Consider the following 17,893-nt stretch of genomic DNA (forward strand, 5'->3'; position numbering starts at 1 on the left):
CAATCCCCCAGATCTCCAGTGTCCCTCAGTTCCAGGCGAACCCGGCGTCGGGCGCGTCGTCGGTGAGCACGGAGCCCTCGATCAGGCCGTACGGGCGGTCCGCGGCGAAGAAGACCTCGTTGTTGTTGTCCATGCCGAACCGCTCGAGGTCGACCAGGAAGTGGTGCTTGTTGGGCATGGCCATGCGCACCTCGCAGATCTCCGGGCGGGTGCCGAGCACCCTGCCGCCCATCTCGTAGAGGGTCTGCTGGAGCGAGAGGCTGTAGGTCTCGGCGAACGCCTCCAGCAGGGCCCGCCGGGCCCCTTCGTAGGAACCTCCGAATCCGTGGGGACGTCCGAACTCCGAGCCGCCGGCGCGGTGCCGCCACCGCGCGGTGACCTCGGTGGCCAGGATGCGGTCGGTGGTCGGCTCGAGGGTCGTGTACTCGTCCTCGATGTAGCCGTGGAATTCACTGGCCGTTGAGTTGAGCACGACCAGGTTCTTCAGGCCCGACACCACGGTGGCGCCCTGGTCCTGGTCGTAGTGCACGACGCAGGTGCGGACCTCCGTGCCGCCGCGGACGAACGAGTGCCGCCGGTCCCCCGCGTCCGGCCCCGCCGGGATGCGGTCCCAGGAGTACTCCTCGATCTCCACCCGGGCGTGCGAGATCGGCTTGGTCTCCTCGACGAAGTGCCGGGCGAGCAGGAGCGCGAAGTCCTCGATCTCCTCGACGCCGTACTTCCTGGCGAACGCGTAGGCGGTGTTCTTCTGGGTGTCGGTCGGCAGGATGTTGCCGTTGTCGCCCGTCAGGTGGACCGCGTCCATGTCGCCCGACAACGAGGAGCTGACGTTGATGTCCTTGATGTGGTGCGTACCGCCGTCCCGGACGACGCGGACCACGCGGGTCTCCGCCTTGCCGTAGCGGTTGGGGCCGAGAACGATGGCCATTCGGGTCTAGCTCCCTCGGTAGGTCGAGTAGGCGAACGGGCTGAGCAGCAGGGGCACGTGGTGGTGCTGCCCGGGGTCGGTGATCCGGAAGGCCACCGTGACCTCGGGGTAGAAGTCGGACAGCCCGGCGGTGTCGAACGTCAGCCGGAAGGTCCCGGCGCCGGGCGTCCGCCCCCAGTCCCTGATCCGCCCGTCGGCGTCGGTGCGGCGTTCGGCCAGCGGCGTCCAGGTGCCGGCGGCGTCCCGTTCGTCCAGCCGGACGGCCAGATCGGCCGCGGGACGGCCCCGCGCCGCGTCGAGCACGTGCGTCGAGAGGCTCATGCGGAATCCCCCGTGTTCAGGAGCTTGACCAGGCGCAGCCGGACGATCTCGCCGAGCTCGGCGCGCACCACGCGGCGTTCGGCCTCCTCGTCGTTCCCCAGGCGGGCCTGGAGATTCGCGAGCATCTCCGCGGCGTCGCGGCCGGTGGCGCAGATGAGGAAGACGTGGTCGAAGCGCTCCTCGTAGGCCCGGTTGCCCTCGACCATCGCGGCCCGCAGGCTCTCCGCCGCCGCGTCCATGCCGGACTGCTCGCCGCGCGACCAGGCCGCCTCGCGGTCCCGGCCCGCGACCCGGTCACCGATCCGCGGGTGGGCGTCCAGCGCCTCCCGGACGTCCGCCCAGTCCAGCGCGGCCAGCTCCGTGGCCGCGGCCGACAGCAGGGCGGCCGGGTCGCCGTAGGGCCGCCCGCCGGCGACCGCGGCCGCCCAGCGGCGGGAGGCACAGCAGGCGAGCAGGTCGGACTCGGCGTCCGCCGCCGGCAGGGCGTTGAACCTCTCCAGGTCCCCGCGCCCCGCGGCTGGCTCTGACGTCACCGGCACTTTCCGCCTCCTCATCGGTGGGTTGTCCTGAAGTACACACAGCGGGAGCGGGGAACGTGAAGGGACAGGAAGTCCGAAGTGTGACCGCGCTCACCGGAGACTTTTCGTGCGTTGCTCCAACTGATTCCCCCGATCGGGCCCGGAAGACCGCCGGACGCCGCCCTGATGCCGATCATGCCGTGGCCGGCGATGAACAATGGGTTAACCTCGCCCGGCGAGGGAGCCGGCACCGGAGGGCGCACGCACCGAGGGGGGACGATCATGAGGTTGCGGACCTTGCTCGACATGCCCGATCTGCGGCTGGAGGTCGTCACCGGGGACGACCAGCTCGACCGGGTGATCAGGTGGGTCGTCACCACCGACATGCTCGACCCGAGCCGCTACCTGAGCGGCCGTGAGCTGGTCCTGAGCGGCCTGGTCTGGCGTTCGGGCCCCGGCGACTCCGAGATCTTCGTCCGGGGCCTGGCCGAGGCCGGGGTGTCCGCCCTGGCCGCCTGGGACGCCGACGCCGGGACGATCCCCGACGACCTGGGCGAGGCCTGCCGCAAGCACCGCCTGCCCCTCTTCCGCGTCCCCGAGGACGTCGCGTTCGCGACGGTCACCGAGGAGGTCGTCCGCCACCTGTCCACGGCCCGCGCCGCCGACCTGACCGCCGTCCTGGACCGGCACCGCCGCCTGGTCGCCGGGGCCACCGAGGGCGCCGGGCTCGGCCCCGTCCTCGACCTGGTGGGCCGTGACCTGGGCATGCGCTGCTGGGTGCTCACCCCCACCGGACGCGTCGTGGCGGGCTCGCACCCCCTCCCCGCCGACATCGACGCCGCCGGGGTCGCCCGCGTCTTCCTCACCGCGCCCCGCCTCCCCCACCACCTCCGCTCCCCCGATCTGTCGATCTTCCCCGTGGCGGCCGACACCACCTCCCGGGTCGCCGACTGGTTCATCGTCTGCGAGGGCGACTGGGAGGAGTGGCCCGAGGAACGCCGCGCCCTGACCGGCGAGATCGCCGCCATCGTGGCCCTCGAACGGGTGCGTTCGGACGATCGTCTGAGCGTCGAGGGCCGGCTGGCGCAGGAGCTCGTCCGCCTGATCGTCGCCGCCGCCGGCACCGACGAGATCCTGCCCCGCCTGGAGCTCACCGGCCTCGACGTGCTCTCCTCGTTCGTCGCCGTCGCCGCCACCTCCCGCGGCACCGAACGCGGCGACCTGCGCCCCGGCGAGCTGCGCACCCTGCTGGGCGAGATCCTCCCCGGCGCGGCCCCGCCGCGGCCCGTCGTGGGCCTGCTCGACGAGGAGGTCATCGCGCTCCTGCCCGTCCCCGGCGGCGGCGACCACGACATCGCCGGCGACGTGCACCGCGTCCTCCAGACCCTCGCCCCCGGCCTCTCCGACAGCGGCCTGGCGGTCGGCGTCAGCGACGTCGTCGCCGCCGGCGAGCTGCGCGGCGCCGTCGAGGAGGCCCGCTACGCCCGCCGCCTGGCCGCCGGCCGCACCGGCCCCGTCTGCGTCGTCGGCCACGACGAGCTGGCCACCCACGTGCTCCTGCTGGCCTCGGTCCCCGACGACGTCCGCCACATGTTCCGCGTCCGGCTCCTCGACCCGCTCCGCACCTACGACGAGGTCCACAAGGCCGACCTGGTCCGCACGCTGGAGACGTTCCTCCAGAACTCCGGATCGTGGACGCGGTGCGCCGAGCAGCTCCACCTGCACGTCAACTCGGTCCGCTACCGCATCCAGCGGATCGAGGAGCTGACCGGCCGCAACCTGTCCCGCCTGGAGGACCGGGTGGACTTCTTCCTCGCCCTCCGCCTCGGCTGAGCCCCGCGAGTCAGGCTCCCGGCGACCCACGTGAGAGGACCTGAAAATGGTCAGACGACGCATTCTTTCCGGGCTCTGCATCAGCGCCGCCGTCGCCGTTCCGCTGGTGCTCCAAGCGGGGTCCCGCATCGGCCTCCACCACGGTGTCGGTCCGTACGACCGACGGAATGCCGATCAGGGCGACGGCCATTCTCTGGGGCGACAACCCCGGCGCTTACGACAAGAAGATGCGCACCCGCGAACGCCTCGGCGCCTGCGACAAGCAGAAGGGCGACAAGAGGATCGCCTACGCGGAGGCCCAGTGGAGGGTCAACGGCAAATGGCGGTTCTTCTCCCTCTACGACACCGACGGCAAGGCCAAGGCCTGATCACGACCCATGCCGTGGCTCTACCCTGACGCCATGACCGCCTGCGGCCGATGCGGCGGCACCGTCGCCCCGGACGGCCACTGCTGGGACTGCGGCGCCGATCAGCCGGCCTTCCGTTCGCACTTCGAGGTCACCGCCCCCGGCGCCGCCGGGGTCAGCGACCGGGGGCACCGCCGCTCCCTCAACGCCGACGCGATGATGCTCACGATGACCGGCCCGTGGACGATCGGCGTCGTCTGCGACGGCGTCTCCCTGTCCCCGCGCGCCGAACGCGCCGCCCAGCTCGCGGCCGACACCGGCGCCGCCGTCCTGGCCGCCCGCCTGGACGCCGGAGACATCCCCGAGACCGCCCACGAACAGGCCGCCTCTCGCGCCGCCGACGCCGTCACGGCCCTGGCCATCCCCGACTCCGAGCTCTCCCCGTCCACCACGTACGTCGCGGGCGTCTCCGGCCCCGACGGCATCTGGGTCGCCTGGATCGGCGACAGCCGCGCGTACTGGCTCCCCGACGAGGGCCCCGGCATGGCGCTGACCACCGACGACACCGCCCCGAACGAAGCCCTCTCGTCCTGGCTCGGCGCCGACGCGGACACCCCGTCACCGCAGGGCCGCAGCTACCGCCCGCCGTCGCCGGGCAGCCTCCTTCTCTGCACCGACGGCCTCTGGCGCTACCTGCCCGAACCCACCGCCCTGCGCGCCGAACTCGACGGGGAAGACCCCCTCCCCAGCGCCCGCGCCTTGGTGACGTACGCCCTCAACGCCGGAGGCCACGACAACGTGACCGCCCTCATCATGCGTGGCGGCTAGGATCGGCCACCCACGCCGCCACCTGGAAACCCTGCCCGCACCCCGGGCACGCGGTAGTCCCGAACAGAAGAAGCAACAACGCCATGATCCTCGTCCGCCCAGCCGCCTCGGCCGCCAGATAGAGACGCCGCGCCACCGGCTCAAGCTCCCCCGGAGCCACCGGCACCACCTCACCCCGAGGCTCGACCCCGCTGACAGAGATGGTGAAGGGAGGCCCATCGAGGTCGATGCACATGATCTGATCGCAGTCCTCGCAGTACAGCTCGAACTCACCAGAGGTGAGCTCCCTGAGCCGCTCACTCCAGACCGGCACGTTCTCGAAGGCCGAAATGGACTGAAGCAGGGCCAGAAAGCCGGAGTCCCGGATCTCGCCGCCGACCGCCACCAGGGTCTCCCCGGCCAGCCGCAGCAGCTCCGCGATCTCGCCCGCGTACTCGGCCCGAACGTCACCCAGCCCGTGATCCTGACTCGCCCCGGCCACGATGGAACCGGACAGCACCAGGGGCCGCAGCCGGTCGGCCGGCGCCCACTCCCGCGCGACCTCCGTCAGCCTTGGCAGCGCGGCGAAACTCGCCGAATACACCGTCCCCTGATGACAGATCGCCGACCACAGCTCCACCCACACCTCCGCCCCTTCATCTGGAACGAGCCGGTCGAGCATCCCCGGCACATCGTCCGCACACCCATAGGCATGGCGCAGTTGCGACCAATCAGTCACCAGCCACCTCCACCACCAAAGGCCCCGACATCGTGACGGCCCTCGTCATGCTTGGCGGCTAGGATCGGCCACCCACGCCGCCACCTGGAAACCCTGCCCGCACCCCGGGCACGCGGCCGTCCCGAACAGAAGAAGCAACAACGCCATGATCTTCGTCCGCCCAGCCGCCTCGGCCGCCAGGTAGAGACGCCGCGCCACCGGCTCAAGCTCCCCCGGAGCCACCGGCACCACCTCGCCCTCCGCGTCTTCGCCCTCCTCATTGCCCCCGATGAGATAGAGGTAGGGCCGAGGATTATCAAGGATGATGTGCAGGACCCCGTCACAGTCCTCGCAGTACAGCTCGAACTCACCCGAGATGAGCTGGGTGAGCCGCTCACTCCAGACCGGCACGTTCTCGAACGCCAGGATGGACTGAAGCAGGCCGAGGAAGTCATAGTCCCGGACCTCGCCACCGACGGCCGCCAGGGTCTCCTCGGCCAGCCGATACAGCTCCGCGATCTCGGCCGCATGCTCGGCGCGGACGTCGCCCAGCCCGTGGTTCTGATCCGCACCGGCCACGATGCCGCCGGCCAATGACAGGGGCCACAGCCGGTCGGCCGGCGCCCACTCCCGCGCGACCTCCGTCAACCTCGGCAGCGCGGCGAAACTCGCCGAATACACCGTCCCCTGATGCAAGATGGCCGACGACAGGTCGGACCACACCTCCGCCTTCTCATCCGGAACGAGCCGGTCGAGCATCCCCGGCACATCGTCCGCAGGTCCGTAGGCGTGCCTCAACTGCGACCAATCAGTCATGACCGGAATCCAAGCAGCCCACGCCCGGCAGCCGAACGATCTTCACGGAACCTGGCGAGAACTCGACTACTTGACCGGCTCGTCGCAGACGACCTGGCCTCGGTCGAGCCGCAAGGTGTGAACCGTCTGGACGACCCGGCCGCCGGACCCGAGACTTGCCCCATGGACGTCTCGGGCAGCACCCCCGAAGCCGTACTCGGCCTCGTCGTCCGGCTCCCGGACGGACAACGCCTCAGCTTCCCCGACGTCCCCAGGACGACGCGCCTTGGCGATCTCGTCTCGCAAGCCCTCCAAGGCACCGAATACGCGGATTGGGGCCCCCAGATCGAGGTCCACTGGACCGACCGGAGAAGCCGTACCCGGCAACGCCTCTCATTTGAGCAGCGGCTCTCAGAAACGGGCCTGCGAAACGGTTCGGTCCTGCAAATCTCCATCTCCTGGGGCGTCGCCCCCGGCGGCCTGGGCGGTCCGCTGGCGCTGCCCGAGCTCGCCGCGTTCATCGGAGGCATGGCGCTGAGCGGTGTCGTCGGCAACATCGCGCACGACTCCCTCAAAGCGACGTGCAGATCGATCTCCGAACGCTGGTCGAGTCAGAGAAGGACCACCTTCCGCACCGACGAGGCGGCCGAACTGAGCCGGGCGGCGGCCTGCCTGCGGTTCGACATCAGTGACCCCGGCCGCCTGGCCCTGACCACGGCACGTCCCGTCGTCCTGCGGCTGGACGCGACCGGCATCCGTTCCCTCAAGCCGAAACGCCTGCCCGCCCTACGCCGTTCGGCCCGCTCCTGGAGCTGCACCTTCCACCTCCAGGAAGCAGGGCTGCCCACCACCCTGACGATCGTCGTCCAGGCCAATCCCCCCGACCCCGAACGCACGATCATCTACCTGCTCGACTAGGGACCTCCTTCCAGCAGCAGCTTCGCGGCAACCGCCGCCCCATCGATACCGACCATGCCGGCCACATCCCCGGCCCGCGCTCGGGTCTCGGGTGCCAGGACCGTCGTGAACGCATCCGCCAAGGACTCGACGGTCGGGGCCGGATCACCGTGCGCCACCCCCACGCCCAGCTCCGCGATCCGCCCCGCCCAGTACGGCTGGTCCGCGATCAGGGGCACCACGACCTGCGGCGCACCGGCCCTGGTGGCCGTCCCCGTCGTACCCGCCCCACCGTGATGAACGACGGCGGCGACCCGCGCGAACAACGCCTGCTGGTTGACCTCGCCGACGACGAAGCAGTCGTCCTGATCGTCGATCACAGCCAGGTCCGCCCAGCCACGTGCGAGCAGGACGCGGCGGCCATGCGCCCGGGCCGCCTCGATGGCCACCCGGGCGATGTCCTTCGGCGCATGCGCCGCCATGCTGCCGAACCCCACGTACACCGGCGGTTCGCCAGCGTCCAGGAACGCCTCCAGCCCAGCCGGGAGCGGCCTGTCATCGGGCAGCAGCCACGCCCCCGTCTGCACGATGTCGAGATCCGTCATGCCCTCCGCCGGGCACAGGACCGGGTCCGCCGCCAGCCACGGGCGGTCGGTGAAGACGTAATCACGAACGTTGTCCACCGGCGGCAGGCCGATCGCCGCCCGATGGCTGTTGAGCGCCGACCCGTACAACGCGTTCACCCGCTGCGCGTCCTGCTCCCACAACACCCGGTTGTCGGTCTCACCCTCCGGCGACGGCGTGCCCGGCCGAGCCCCCGGCGGAAAGTGCCGCGACGGCAGCCCGAAGTAATGGAAGCAGGCGAGCACGTAACGGATGCCCAGCTTCTCGGCCACGTCCCGGGCCCCCGCCGGCATCAGACCGGTCGCCAGCAGCACGTCACATCCCTCCGCCGCCGCGCCGAGCGTCTCGAACCGCGCCGCGACCAGCTGGGGAGCAAGCTGGAACGCCGCCTTCGCCGACGGCGGCTTCGTGCCCGCGACCACCGAACGCACCGTCGGCCCCAGCGGCACCAGAGGCACCCCGACCCGCCCCAGCAGCGTCACGAACTCCTCGTCCGGAGGCGCGCTCACCCGTACGTCCGCGCCGAACTCCCGCAGCCGCACAGCGAGCCCCACCAGCGGCTCGACGTCCCCGCGCGACCCCCACGTCGACAACAACACGCGCATATCGCGTCCCCCGTTCTCGCAGGTTCCGACCTTTCGGCCGACCATCGTGAAACACCACCCGGGGCTTGCCGCAAGCCCCCCATCGCGCTATAAATTGGAAATGGCAGGAAGGAACACCTCCTTGCCATTTCCTTTACGGAACCCCCGCCAAAGAAGCCCGCCGAGACCTTGCGGGCGACCGTTCACCCAGCACCCCGACGCCGCCGGTTGAGACGCGACCTCCCGGCTGACCGCGTTGCGAAACGGGACGGAGCGGCGGCGACGGCCCGATCAGCCGAAGACGTACTGGCCGCCCCCCGGCACGAGTGTTCCTGGGGGCGGGTGGCCGTTGTGGGCGGCGGTCGGGGGTGCCGGGCTGTCGGGTTTCGGCCAGATCCCGGCCACGTGAACCATGTGGATGCCCCAAATGTGCTTGGCTTCCGCACCATGAGCGAGGAAGCACCAGAGCGGGCGGTGCACGACCTGATGACGCGGCCCGGCCGCCTGACTTGCGGCATCGGGGCCCATCCGAACGGTCACACGTGCGTGGAGGTCGCAGCCACGGGCCACCTCGTGCAGACCTTCACGAACCGCTACGCGCGTCCGTTCACCACGAACCTGCCGCCGCTCCCACTGGCCGATCAGAGCTGGACTCACGCCTGGATCTGGGAGAACCGCGTCGTCGCCCTGGCCCCCGGGGGCCTGATCGTGGCCGACCGCGGCATGCCGGATCTGGACGACCTGCCCGCGGAGATGCCCTGGGTGGACCGCCTGATCGCGGTCGTCGGCGGAACCCCCGCCCCCGAGCCCGCCCCGGACTGGGCGGCAACCGAGGCCCGGCTCGGCACCCGGCTCCCCGGCGACTACAAGAAGATCGTGGAGACCTACGGGGCCCAGGGCCTGTTCGACGGCTTTTACCGCGTCCTCGCCCCCCACGAATTGCTCGACCACACCGGGACGCGCGCCGGCGACCACCCGCCGTTCCCGGCGAAGGGCGGTGCCCTCCCTTGGTCCAACAACGAGGAGGAGGACCTCTTCTTCTGGATCACGGAGGACGAGGATCCCGACCGCTGGCCCGTCTACGCCGTGGACAACTGCGGCGACGAAACCCTCTACGAGGGCTCGGCCGCCCAGTACCTGCTCGGCCTGATGACCGACCCCGACAACGACAGCACTCCCGCGGGCCACTGGTTCATGGGGAGCTCGCGCTGAAATGCGGGCCGACCATCGGAACGTGACCGGAGGCCTTGTCGATCGTCACATGCAACCACCGCCAGGCACAAAGGACATCCCTGCGAGACTGATCAAGCCGCCTCCGCGGCCGGTCTGCGTTACAGGAGCCAGACAGGCCCTCGCCATCATCCGCACTCAGATCGCGTCGTCCGACAGCCTCGGCAGGACGCCTGGGCGCCCCCGCGCTCGTCTACTTCCAGTGGTGGAGGCCGTGCAGAATGCAGAGGTGTTCGACCGTTGGGAACCCGCCTCGTCGGTGGGGTGCGCCAGTATCGGGCGGCTCGCGTGAGTGACCGGCGAGCGGCGACAGCACGGCTCCTGAAGGTGTACGGACCGCTCATCGAGACCGGGACCGCCGAGTTCCTTGAGCGAGCCCTGCGAGTCGGTGAACTGGGCCTCGCGGTGGAGGACCTGGCGCATGCCATGGTCGTCCGGCAGGTACCGCTCGCCGCGGGAGACGCGGTCGAGTTCAGGCGGCTGCTGACAGGCTTCACCCTCTGCCCGGACACTCCGCCCGACATCGCTGACCTGGTGGTTTTCGGCCAGGGTCCGCCGACCGACCACATGCTCTACCTGCCCGAGGCGCCGGACCCGTTCGAGGTCCGCGCGGCCACCGCCGAACGGTTCCCGATCCGCCCGGAACGGATCGGAGTCGTCGTCAACGACGCGCCCGCACCTGGAATGCCGGATCGGCCGTCCGTGCTCATCACCGCCGCCCCCGCGTCCGGTGACCGGACCGTCATCCTCGACGCGGGACCGGAGTTCGTCGATCTCACCGGCGGCGCGAGCGAACTGGCCGTCGCCAAGGCCCTGTGCCGACGGCTGGGCACCACCGCGATGCTCGGCCCGCACGGTCTGACCCCCAACCAGTGGATGCTGGTGACCGCCGCCGGCGGCCACGGCATCGTCATGGTCGACGGCGCCGCGAGTGACGAGGGCCGCTGGGAGATCCTCTTCGCCTACGAACGCATCGAAGGAGCCCCCGACCTGACCCTCACCCCTTCCCCCCACCCATGACCGCAACGCAGACCGTGCCCCTGCCGAACGAGGACCTAGTTCATTGATGTGAGCAGGGCAGGAGTTCGCTTCCGAGCTGTGGGGGCGGTTGGTCAACTCAGGTGGTGTACGAGTTCTTGCAGGGTCAAGGGTGTTGCGTCGTGAAATAGGGACGGCCACCGCGTGATCCTTCGAATCGACCAGGATCAGAAGGAGAACGAACGCGATGGCCGTGAAAGGCAGTGTGGACCCTGCGGGCTGGCTGGCCGGGCAGATCGGGGAGTGTGAGCCGGATCTGTCGCGGGCCATGGTGACCACGATGGCGAACGCTTTGATGTCGGCCGAGGCCGACGCGGTCTGCGGCGCCAAGTAGGGCGGGCGCTCGGCGGAACGGGTCAACTCCCGCAACGGCTACCGTGCCAGGGAGTGGGACACTCGCTCCGGGACGGTCGAGCTGGCCGTTCCAGGCTGCGGTCGGGGTCCTGCTTTCCTGAGTGGCTGTGGGAACGCGGGCGGCGGGCTGCGGCGGCCGCCGCCACCGAGCCGGGCCTGGCGCCGTCTCCGTCGAGGTCACCTCGCCTCCGAGGATCTCGCGGTGCCCGTCGGCATTGACGCCGCGCCGGTGGCGACCAGGACGTGCACGTTTGACGATGTGGCCGCCCTCGCGCACCTTCTGGGTGAGGGCGTCGGCCCAGACGAACGCGTACGGGCCGGTGTCCAGGGCGCGATTGCGGAACGCCTCGACCTGGTTGTCGAGGATCTTGCTCATCTGTGCGACCTGGCTCTTGGAGATGTGTTTATGCCCAGCCGCTTGACCAGCGTGTCGACCCGCCGCGTGCTCACGTCAGCGGGTAGCTGGTCGCGACGAGGCTCACCAGCGGCTGCTTGACCCGGCGGAGACGTTCCAGCGGCCATTCGGGAAAGTACGACCCGCTGCGCAGCTTCGGGATCGCCAGCTCGACCGTGTGCCTGGTGCGTTCTTCCCGGGGGTGGCCTGATTGGAGGCCGGTGGGGCGGTCGGGCCGATGGCGGGCAAGCTGGTGTCGGCGGTCTGCGGGTCGCGTGTGCGGGCGCGTGGCCGGCTCGCTGGTTCGTGTTCGCCGGAGGTGGTGCTCGTTCAGGCGGCGAGGGCAGCTGCGCGTTGGGCTGGGGCCAGGCGGGAGAGCTTGCCGAGGTTGAGGACCATGGCGGCGAACGGGAGTTCTGCTTGGCAGGCGGTCAGACCCCGGCGTGCGAAGCGCCGCAGGGCGGTGCGGTCCTTGAGATGCCCGTTGACGGGTTCGACGGTGGCGGCTCGTCGTTTGTAGAGGACTGCGCCTTCTTCGATGGCCAGACGGTGGACCCTGAGGGTGGCCGGGTCGACGTCCTGGGATGGTTGGTCGGGGTGTTGACCGGACCGTTGACCTGCGACAACTCGTACGCCATTCCCGTGGCAGCAACCTGGCAGCAGCGGCGAGTCGGCGTGCGGCGGGGGTGTCAGGCTCGCAGGCTCGCTTCAGGAGACCGCACCGTTGAGGTGGCTGCGGCAGCCACCATCATGTAGCAGCCTCAGCTTCTGGTGCCGATGCGGTGGGGGCTGCCCCGGATCAACGGGGCTTGAGGAGATCGCGTTGGGGTTGGGGCTGTGGGGGCGGCTGGTGGGCTTGGGTGGCGGCCGGGGCATGGCGGCCGGGGCATGGCAGCGGCGAGCTGGCGTGCGTCGGGAGTGTCGGGCTCGCCGGGGGCGTTTCGCGGGGTCACGTTGTTGGGGTGTTGTGGCGGTTGGGTGGTCGCTGGTCAGGCGGCGTCGTTGATGCCGTTCCAGTCCAAGCGGTTGGCGGTTTGCGTCCGACGTTGGCGGCCTGTCTTCCAGGGCAGGGGTGGGGGCAGGGTTCGGTAGACGTACCGGCCCTGAACGTCGCGCGTGATCTCCATCTGCTTTGGGTGGGTGTGTTTCCATCTGTTGTGCCACCCGCAGCACAGGGCCAGCTTGTCGATATTCGTGGGTGAGTGCCCCAGGGCCCATCCGTCAACGTGATCCACTTCGCAGAGCGTGCCGGGGATCGGGCAGTGTTCCACCGCGCACGTGGGGTAGATCGCTTCGAGTGCCCGCCGCTGTGCGGGACTGGCGAAGCGAACGGTGTAGCCGAGGTAGAGCGGGTGGTTTCCGGCTCCCAGAATGAGCGGTGAGATGCCGGCGTTCATCGCGATGCGGCGGGCCTGCTCAGCCGAGATCGGAGTGCCGTCCGCCAGCCGGGCCGAGCCCCAGCCGCCGCTTTGGAGGGCATGGGCGGCCGACTCGGCGGGCGCGACGGAGCTGGGGCCTGTGGTGGGAGCCGGGGCGGCGGCGTACGTCGCGTTGGAGGCCGGGTCTGGGAACGAACCAGCGGGCTGGTTGGAGCATGGCTCCGAGGCCATGTCGGGGCCCTCGCCGGAGGCCGGAGCCGTCGCGGCAGTGGCAGGGGACGGGAGCGTCTCGGTGCCTGGAGTTGGGGCGCTGGCAGTCGCGCTTCCGGCTGGGCCAGGGGTCAGGTTCGGGGTGAGGCTGCTGGTGAGGGTCTGTAGGTCGACGATGAGGGTGACCTTCGTTGACCTGTGCCCGCGGGACAGGACGCTGGACAGTGCGGCGGCCGTGCGTTCGGCGGTGTCGCGCATGTCGTCGGGACCTGCGGGCTTGGCGAGCTTGTCGAGGACGCCGTGCCAGATGGCGGAGTCTTCCGGATTGAGCCAGCCTTGGACGTGACTGCCGCCATCGAGGGAACGGGTGGCGGCCATCCATGACCGGTCATGGCTCCGTTTGGCCTCGTCGGGCTCGTCGGTGCCGTCCCGTTCGGCGATCACGTCGCGGATGCGGCGGCCGACGCGGGCCACCTGCCCCGCGCTGACACCCTCGTCGGCCAGGTCGAGCAGGATGCGTTCGGCCTTGGCGCAGTCGTCGTCGGTCAGGCGGGTGACGGCCTCGGCGATGGTGGCGGCGTAGCCGAACGACAGCTCACCGGCCGTCCAGCGCTCGTCGACCTGCGGAAGGCGAGAAACGTGGCGGGCCAAGGTGAGGCGTTCTTGCGCTCGACCGTCGCGCATGCCGAGTGTCGTACGGAGCCAGGCCTTGGTGGAGGCGAAGCCCCATTCCTTGACCACTCCGCTGGCGTCCACCCGTGCGATCAGACCGGCCAGAACGCGCTCGGTCTGGTCGACCGCTCCCGCCACTGACTCGGTGAGCTCTTTGCAGGCCCCTCCGGATTCGGGGGCTGGGCGCGTGGTGAGTTCAGCGGCGATCGCGTTCAACACTTCCACCAATTCCGTGGTGGAAGTGTTGCGGATGTCCAGTCTCGAACTCATGGAATTGATGATATCGAGAGTAATGATCCAATAACAGAGTGTTAATTGGTGTACCGTTGTCCGCATCTGGCCACGTCAGGCAATCAACAAGATAGACGAGATCACTCCCTTTTCTTTACCTCTCTCGAAAGTTGGACGGCGAGGGTTGGCGATCATCATCGGTCGACCTGCGGGCAGAGATCGGCGCGGCGACGAGCAAGATGGCTGAACTGGGTGGACAGCTGAGCGGAGCCGAACTGACCCCTTGCGCGAACCCGCAGCTGGCTCGGGGGTCACGTCACGTTGGCTGCGGCAGGAGAAGGTCAGGTTCTGCGCGGATTGCGGCGTCTGGCCGCCCGGTAGGCGCAACCGAATTCAGGAATTCATCTATCTGCAACCGCAACCCCGCACCTGCCCTAAATAGGGCCCAGCCACCGCACAGCTGAAACGCGCCCATAAAGCTCAGCCCCTCTACTCCTTTTCGTCGCTGCCGAAAGACCGCAACCCCGTAGCCACCGGCCACCCCGTCCACCAAGGTCAGCCAAAGGGGAGACATCCGAACACGCACGCACGTGCCACGCGCACACGCGAACGTCCAGGCGCAGCAGGCCCCGCGCCACCGGGCGACCAACCTCCACACCCACCCCACCCCACCCCCCATCCCGCCCCGCCCCGCCCCGCCCCGCTGAGCAAAACCGCAAAGTCGTACCCCGCCGCCTGGCGCGAAAGGAAAGGGTCGAGCGAGAGGTCAGGGCGCGGTCAGCCAGGTTCGGTAGGCGGACTGGAGGGCGCGGCGGCGGATCGGATGCATGAGGATGTCGACGTTGTCGACCCATTGCTCGATGGACCCGACGCCGACGGGAAGGCGTCCTACGGCGGGATCGTCGATGGAGGCGTGGAGAGTGCGCCAGACCGCTTCGTCGATGGTGCGGTACGGGCGGTCCCAGAACGGGGCGAGGACGGAGACCGGGGTGGGAACGGAGACCGGGGTGGGGAGCCGTTCTCGCTGGACGGCGAGCAGTGTCGCGGCGGCGGCCGCCACGGCGTCCTCGCGTTCTCGCCAGGTGGGAGCGGTGAGGATCGGGTCCAGGCGCAGGTCAGCGGCGATGGGGAGCTCGCGGAAGAGACTGCCGCGCCACTTGTCGTACGGCGGCCACGCCCGCGACAGGAGGAAGGCGAGGCGCATCAGGTCGGCGGCGATGCGGCCGTAGAGGAGACGGGAGCCGAGGTCGTCGCCTCGGTCGGCGGTGCGTCCCGCCATGGGCATCCACTGTGACAGGCGCTGCCAGCCGGAGGCCAGGACGTACCGTTCGATGTCGGGCGGGTACCAGCGGAGGGCGGCGCGAACGGGGGCCAAGGTCTCGGTCCGGTCGACGAAGACGGGCCCGCCGGTCACCTCCAGGACGTTCTGGCCGGGGATGACCAGCCAGTCGAGCGGGGTGAGGGCGAGCGGGTCGACGCCCAGGCGGCCGGCGGCGAAGTCACGGACGGTGGCGACCTCGACGTTGTGGGTCGGCTCGGGGTCCCAGGTGACCGGGAAGCGGACGGGGTGGCCTCGGTAGGTCTCGGGGAGTTCGCGTTCGAGGAGGTGCCGGAGGCCGGCCGCCGCGTCCGGGTCGTCCACCAGGAGGGTGAGGCGACAGCCCCAGTCGTGGTCGCGGCTCGTCTCGTCGTCGAGGCCGAGGACGTCGGAGCCTGAGCCGAGGCGCGCCGCCGCGTGCGGGAGGCCGGGGAGGAGCGGGGCGACCAGGTCGGTGTAGAAGGACCGGGCGAGGGCGGCGCCGTTCATCGCATGCCCTTGAAGATGATGGCGAGGGTGCGGTCGCGGAGGTCGTCGCTCCAGGCACCGAGCAGCGCACCCTGGCAGGCGGCGGTGAGCAACGCGACGACCTCGCTGACGTGCACGTCGGGACGGACCGTACGGCCGGCCTGGGCGCGGGCGAGCAGGGTCTCGAGAACGTGGGTGAAGCCCTGGATCGGCTCGGCGGGACTCACCTGGAGGAGGCCGGCGACGGTCCTGGTGGCGGCGGCCTGGGTGACGACCGAGGTGAAGAACGTGAAGAGGGCGGCGGGGTCGTCGTCGGCGACGAGGCGTTCGGCCTCGTCGGTGAGCCGCCGCAGCAGGTCCTTCATGATCGCCGCGAACAGTTCGTCCTTGGTCGGGAAGTGCCGGAAGACGGTGCCGATGGCGACCCCCGCACGTTCGGCGACCTCCTCGGTGGAGGCGGCGGGGCCCTTCTCGGCGAACACCGCCTCGGCGGCCTCCAGGATGCGGGTGCGGTTGCGGCGCGCGTCGGCGCGCAGCGGCTTCTCGGTCATGGCCCTCTCGTTGACAAGATGAGTCGCGACTCATATTTTCTAACATGAGTTCGCACTCATCTTATCTGGGAGGTGGGGCATGGGTCCCCGCGACGTCTTCGAACGGTTCCGTCAGAACGTCCTGGACGGGGAGGTGGGCCTCACGCCGGACCTGTGCGCGGAGGACGTGGTCGTCGAGATGCCGTTCGCCGCCGAGGGCTTCCGCCGCGTGGAGGGGCGCGAGACGTTCGCGGCGTTCGCGCGGCAGGGACGCGAGGCGCTGGCGGTGCGGTTCGAGGAGTTCAGGGACGTCGCCGTGCACGAGACGGGCGATCCGGACACGATCGTGGCCGAGTACGAGCTGACCGGGGTCGCCGGTGAGCACCGGGCGTCGGCGTCGTTCGTCCTGGTGCTGACCACGCGGGACGGGAAGGTCGTGCGGTGGCGGGAGTACCAGGACACCGCGGCCATCGCGCGGGCGCTCGCCTAGGGTTGCGCGTGTGGACCACGTTCTGAGGACCGAACGGCTGGTGCTGCGGCCGGCGCGCGCGAACGACCGGGCCGTCCTGACCGAGCACTGGGGCGCGCCGGACGTCCGGCGTTTCCTGTTCGACGGGCAGGTCGTCCCGGCCGAGGAGATCGCAGCGGTCATCACGGCGAGCGAGCGCGACTTCACCGGCCACCCGTTGTGGATCATCGAGAGCGAGGGCGTGTTCGTCGGGGCGGCGGCGCTGCGGCCGCTGGACGAGCTCGGGCAGGAGATCCTCTACAGCCTGGCCCCGGAGGCGTGGGGCCGCGGCTACGCGACCGAGGCCGCACGCGCGGTGGTCGACCACGCCCTCGGCCCGCTCGGCCTGCCGGAGGTCCTGGCGGAGATCGACGAGGGGAACGTCGCGTCGGTGGCTGTGGTCGAACGCCTGGGCATGACGCCGTTCGCGGTGGTCCCCGGCGAGCTCGGCCCGATGACCCGCTACCGCGCCCGACCCCGCGGAGCGCCCTGAGCGATCAGCCGATGAGGGAACGCGCCGTCGGTGCCAGGCGCAGGATTCCCGGTGCGGCGTCCGGGAGCGTGGGCGGCGCGGTGATGGTCACGGTCACGTCCCCGGGGCGTTCGCGCTGGCTGCGGCCGGGGTGCTGGACGGGCGGCGGGCCACCACGCACTGGATGTACACCAACGAGCTCGCCCGCCGGATGGTCGCCGCGCCGCACCGTGCGGGCGGTCAGGCCCAGTTCGTCCCGGCGCCGATGCCGCCGGATCGCCGCGACGGCCTCGGCGACGTCCTGGCGTGGGCGTCCGCGCGTCTGGACTCTCCGCCGAGAGCCCGGCTCACCAGCGCCGACCTGGCCGGACGTGCCGGCCTGAGCACACGTTCGCTCATCCGGCGGTTCCACGAGACGAGGGGGACGACGCCGATGCGGTGGCTGCACGAGCAGCGGATGGCGCTGGCCCGCGAGCTGCTGGAGACCACGGACCTGCCGGTGGAGGAGGTCGGGCGGCGCTGCGGGATGGGCGGCGCGGCCAACCTGCGCCACCATTTCACGCGCACGGCCGGGGTCACCCCCACCGCCTACCGCCGTACGTTCCGCGGCGCCTGACCCCTGCCGGGGAACACGGCGCCTGAACGCCCGCCCGACTGCACGCCGGACCCAGCCCGAACGCCGGGCCCAGCCCGAACGCCGGACCCGGGAAACGCCGC

General features: G+C 70.5%; 21 protein-coding genes and 2 pseudogenes. 11 read left to right on the forward strand and 12 right to left on the reverse strand.

What is annotated here, in order from left to right:
• Positions 1–25: 25 nt before the first annotated feature.
• Genes pucL through uraD form a run of 3 tightly spaced genes read right to left on the reverse strand, consistent with a single transcriptional unit; the run spans position 26 to position 1,782 of the window.
• Entirely contained in the window at positions 26–928 is a 903-nt protein-coding gene (gene pucL / locus ABZ810_RS30220; RefSeq protein ID WP_358409131.1) for a factor-independent urate hydroxylase, read from the reverse strand.
• A 6-nt stretch (positions 929–934) separates the two neighbouring features.
• A complete protein-coding gene (gene uraH / locus ABZ810_RS30225) occupies positions 935–1,249 on the reverse strand; it encodes a hydroxyisourate hydrolase (RefSeq protein WP_358409133.1) in 315 nt (104 codons plus the stop codon).
• Entirely contained in the window at positions 1,246–1,782 is a 537-nt protein-coding gene (uraD, locus tag ABZ810_RS30230) for a 2-oxo-4-hydroxy-4-carboxy-5-ureidoimidazoline decarboxylase (RefSeq protein ID WP_358409135.1), read from the reverse strand. Before uraD ends, uraH begins: the two co-directional genes overlap by 4 nt.
• 267 nt (positions 1,783–2,049) lie before the next feature.
• Between uraD and ABZ810_RS30235 the strand changes: the two genes are divergently transcribed.
• From ABZ810_RS30235 to ABZ810_RS30245, 3 genes are all read left to right on the forward strand, one after another.
• On the forward strand, positions 2,050–3,600 hold the full coding sequence (locus ABZ810_RS30235) for a PucR family transcriptional regulator ligand-binding domain-containing protein (RefSeq protein ID WP_358409137.1): 1,551 nt from the start codon (positions 2,050–2,052) through the stop codon (positions 3,598–3,600).
• Between the two features lie 167 nt (positions 3,601–3,767).
• Entirely contained in the window at positions 3,768–3,968 is a 201-nt protein-coding gene (locus ABZ810_RS30240) for a hypothetical protein (protein WP_358409138.1), read from the forward strand.
• Positions 3,969–4,001: 33 nt separating this feature from the next.
• Complete coding sequence (locus ABZ810_RS30245) at positions 4,002–4,775, forward strand: protein phosphatase 2C domain-containing protein (RefSeq protein WP_358409140.1); 774 nt, start codon at positions 4,002–4,004, stop codon at positions 4,773–4,775.
• Here the strand turns inward: ABZ810_RS30245 and ABZ810_RS30250 are convergent.
• Both ABZ810_RS30250 and ABZ810_RS30255 read right to left on the reverse strand, forming a co-directional pair.
• Positions 4,759–5,493 carry a hypothetical protein gene (locus ABZ810_RS30250; RefSeq protein WP_358409142.1) on the reverse strand — a complete coding sequence of 245 codons (735 nt, stop codon included), beginning with the start codon at positions 5,491–5,493 and terminating at the stop codon, positions 4,759–4,761. The genes ABZ810_RS30245 and ABZ810_RS30250 overlap by 17 nt on opposite strands.
• 45 nt (positions 5,494–5,538) lie before the next feature.
• A complete protein-coding gene (locus ABZ810_RS30255; protein ID WP_358409144.1) occupies positions 5,539–6,231 on the reverse strand; it encodes a hypothetical protein in 693 nt (230 codons plus the stop codon).
• 219 nt (positions 6,232–6,450) lie between these two features.
• On the opposite strand from ABZ810_RS30255, the gene ABZ810_RS30260 reads away from it, so the two are divergent.
• Positions 6,451–7,185 carry a hypothetical protein gene (locus ABZ810_RS30260; protein WP_358409145.1) on the forward strand — a complete coding sequence of 245 codons (735 nt, stop codon included), beginning with the start codon at positions 6,451–6,453 and terminating at the stop codon, positions 7,183–7,185.
• Here the strand turns inward: ABZ810_RS30260 and ABZ810_RS30265 are convergent.
• Entirely contained in the window at positions 7,182–8,270 is a 1,089-nt protein-coding gene (locus ABZ810_RS30265) for a glycosyltransferase (RefSeq protein WP_358409146.1), read from the reverse strand. The two genes, ABZ810_RS30260 and ABZ810_RS30265, sit on opposite strands and share 4 nt — an antisense overlap.
• A gap of 675 nt (positions 8,271–8,945) precedes the next feature.
• On the opposite strand from ABZ810_RS30265, the gene ABZ810_RS30270 reads away from it, so the two are divergent.
• The 4 genes and pseudogenes from ABZ810_RS30270 to ABZ810_RS30285 all read left to right on the forward strand — a co-directional run.
• Complete coding sequence (locus ABZ810_RS30270; RefSeq protein ID WP_358409148.1) at positions 8,946–9,584, forward strand: SMI1/KNR4 family protein; 639 nt, start codon at positions 8,946–8,948, stop codon at positions 9,582–9,584.
• 306 nt (positions 9,585–9,890) lie between these two features.
• The gene (locus ABZ810_RS30275) at positions 9,891–10,622 is read left to right on the forward strand and encodes a hypothetical protein (RefSeq protein ID WP_358409149.1); all 732 of its coding nucleotides are present in this window, start codon (positions 9,891–9,893) and stop codon (positions 10,620–10,622) included.
• Between the two features lie 205 nt (positions 10,623–10,827).
• Positions 10,828–10,974, forward strand: a complete 147-nt coding sequence (locus ABZ810_RS30280; protein ID WP_358409150.1) for a hypothetical protein — start codon at positions 10,828–10,830, stop codon at positions 10,972–10,974.
• A gap of 27 nt (positions 10,975–11,001) precedes the next feature.
• Positions 11,002–11,093: pseudogene (locus ABZ810_RS30285) on the forward strand (transposase); the annotation flags it as partial.
• A 67-nt stretch (positions 11,094–11,160) separates the two neighbouring features.
• Here ABZ810_RS30285 and ABZ810_RS30290 read toward each other — a convergent pair.
• The 5 genes and pseudogenes from ABZ810_RS30290 to ABZ810_RS30310 form a co-directional block, all read right to left on the reverse strand.
• Positions 11,161–11,566 (reverse strand): annotated as a pseudogene (locus ABZ810_RS30290) (transposase); the annotation flags it as partial.
• A gap of 152 nt (positions 11,567–11,718) precedes the next feature.
• Positions 11,719–12,081 carry a transposase gene (locus ABZ810_RS30295; RefSeq protein WP_358409528.1) on the reverse strand — a complete coding sequence of 121 codons (363 nt, stop codon included), beginning with the start codon at positions 12,079–12,081 and terminating at the stop codon, positions 11,719–11,721.
• A gap of 296 nt (positions 12,082–12,377) precedes the next feature.
• Positions 12,378–13,919, reverse strand: coding sequence for a DUF222 domain-containing protein (locus tag ABZ810_RS30300; protein WP_358409152.1), 1,542 nt, complete (start codon positions 13,917–13,919; stop codon positions 12,378–12,380).
• A 727-nt stretch (positions 13,920–14,646) separates the two neighbouring features.
• On the reverse strand, positions 14,647–15,687 hold the full coding sequence (locus ABZ810_RS30305; protein WP_358409153.1) for a DUF4037 domain-containing protein: 1,041 nt from the start codon (positions 15,685–15,687) through the stop codon (positions 14,647–14,649).
• On the reverse strand, positions 15,684–16,217 hold the full coding sequence (locus ABZ810_RS30310; protein WP_358409154.1) for a helix-turn-helix domain-containing protein: 534 nt from the start codon (positions 16,215–16,217) through the stop codon (positions 15,684–15,686). Before ABZ810_RS30310 ends, ABZ810_RS30305 begins: the two co-directional genes overlap by 4 nt.
• A gap of 79 nt (positions 16,218–16,296) precedes the next feature.
• Between ABZ810_RS30310 and ABZ810_RS30315 the strand changes: the two genes are divergently transcribed.
• Both ABZ810_RS30315 and ABZ810_RS30320 read left to right on the forward strand, forming a co-directional pair.
• Positions 16,297–16,686 carry a nuclear transport factor 2 family protein gene (locus ABZ810_RS30315; protein ID WP_358409156.1) on the forward strand — a complete coding sequence of 130 codons (390 nt, stop codon included), beginning with the start codon at positions 16,297–16,299 and terminating at the stop codon, positions 16,684–16,686.
• Between the two features lie 10 nt (positions 16,687–16,696).
• Positions 16,697–17,197 carry a GNAT family N-acetyltransferase gene (locus tag ABZ810_RS30320; protein WP_358409157.1) on the forward strand — a complete coding sequence of 167 codons (501 nt, stop codon included), beginning with the start codon at positions 16,697–16,699 and terminating at the stop codon, positions 17,195–17,197.
• 4 nt (positions 17,198–17,201) lie between these two features.
• On the opposite strand, the gene ABZ810_RS30325 is transcribed toward ABZ810_RS30320, so the two are convergent.
• The gene (locus tag ABZ810_RS30325; RefSeq protein ID WP_358409158.1) at positions 17,202–17,357 is read right to left on the reverse strand and encodes a hypothetical protein; all 156 of its coding nucleotides are present in this window, start codon (positions 17,355–17,357) and stop codon (positions 17,202–17,204) included.
• Between the two features lie 3 nt (positions 17,358–17,360).
• On the opposite strand from ABZ810_RS30325, the gene ABZ810_RS30330 reads away from it, so the two are divergent.
• A complete protein-coding gene (locus tag ABZ810_RS30330) occupies positions 17,361–17,792 on the forward strand; it encodes a helix-turn-helix domain-containing protein (protein ID WP_358409159.1) in 432 nt (143 codons plus the stop codon).
• Positions 17,793–17,893: the final 101 nt, after the last annotated feature.

This window comes from Spirillospora sp. NPDC047279, from assembly GCF_040643285.1.
Lineage (GTDB): Bacteria > Actinomycetota > Actinomycetes > Streptosporangiales > Streptosporangiaceae > Spirillospora.

Coding starts and splice junctions, on each gene's coding strand:
- pucL (WP_358409131.1), bottom strand. CDS start 928: ATGGCCATCGTTCTCGGCCCCAACCGCTACGGCAAGGCGGAGACCCGC.
- uraH (WP_358409133.1), bottom strand. CDS start 1,249: ATGAGCCTCTCGACGCACGTGCTCGACGCGGCGCGGGGCCGTCCCGCG.
- ABZ810_RS30235 (WP_358409137.1), top strand. CDS start 2,050: ATGAGGTTGCGGACCTTGCTCGACATGCCCGATCTGCGGCTGGAGGTC.
- ABZ810_RS30240 (WP_358409138.1), top strand. CDS start 3,768: ATGCCGATCAGGGCGACGGCCATTCTCTGGGGCGACAACCCCGGCGCT.
- ABZ810_RS30245 (WP_358409140.1), top strand. CDS start 4,002: ATGACCGCCTGCGGCCGATGCGGCGGCACCGTCGCCCCGGACGGCCAC.
- ABZ810_RS30255 (WP_358409144.1), bottom strand. CDS start 6,231: ATGCTCGACCGGCTCGTTCCGGATGAGAAGGCGGAGGTGTGGTCCGAC.
- ABZ810_RS30260 (WP_358409145.1), top strand. CDS start 6,451: ATGGACGTCTCGGGCAGCACCCCCGAAGCCGTACTCGGCCTCGTCGTC.
- ABZ810_RS30280 (WP_358409150.1), top strand. CDS start 10,828: ATGGCCGTGAAAGGCAGTGTGGACCCTGCGGGCTGGCTGGCCGGGCAG.
- ABZ810_RS30300 (WP_358409152.1), bottom strand. CDS start 13,919: ATGAGTTCGAGACTGGACATCCGCAACACTTCCACCACGGAATTGGTG.
- ABZ810_RS30305 (WP_358409153.1), bottom strand. CDS start 15,687: ATGAACGGCGCCGCCCTCGCCCGGTCCTTCTACACCGACCTGGTCGCC.
- ABZ810_RS30310 (WP_358409154.1), bottom strand. CDS start 16,217: ATGACCGAGAAGCCGCTGCGCGCCGACGCGCGCCGCAACCGCACCCGC.
- ABZ810_RS30315 (WP_358409156.1), top strand. CDS start 16,297: ATGGGTCCCCGCGACGTCTTCGAACGGTTCCGTCAGAACGTCCTGGAC.
- ABZ810_RS30330 (WP_358409159.1), top strand. CDS start 17,361: ATGTACACCAACGAGCTCGCCCGCCGGATGGTCGCCGCGCCGCACCGT.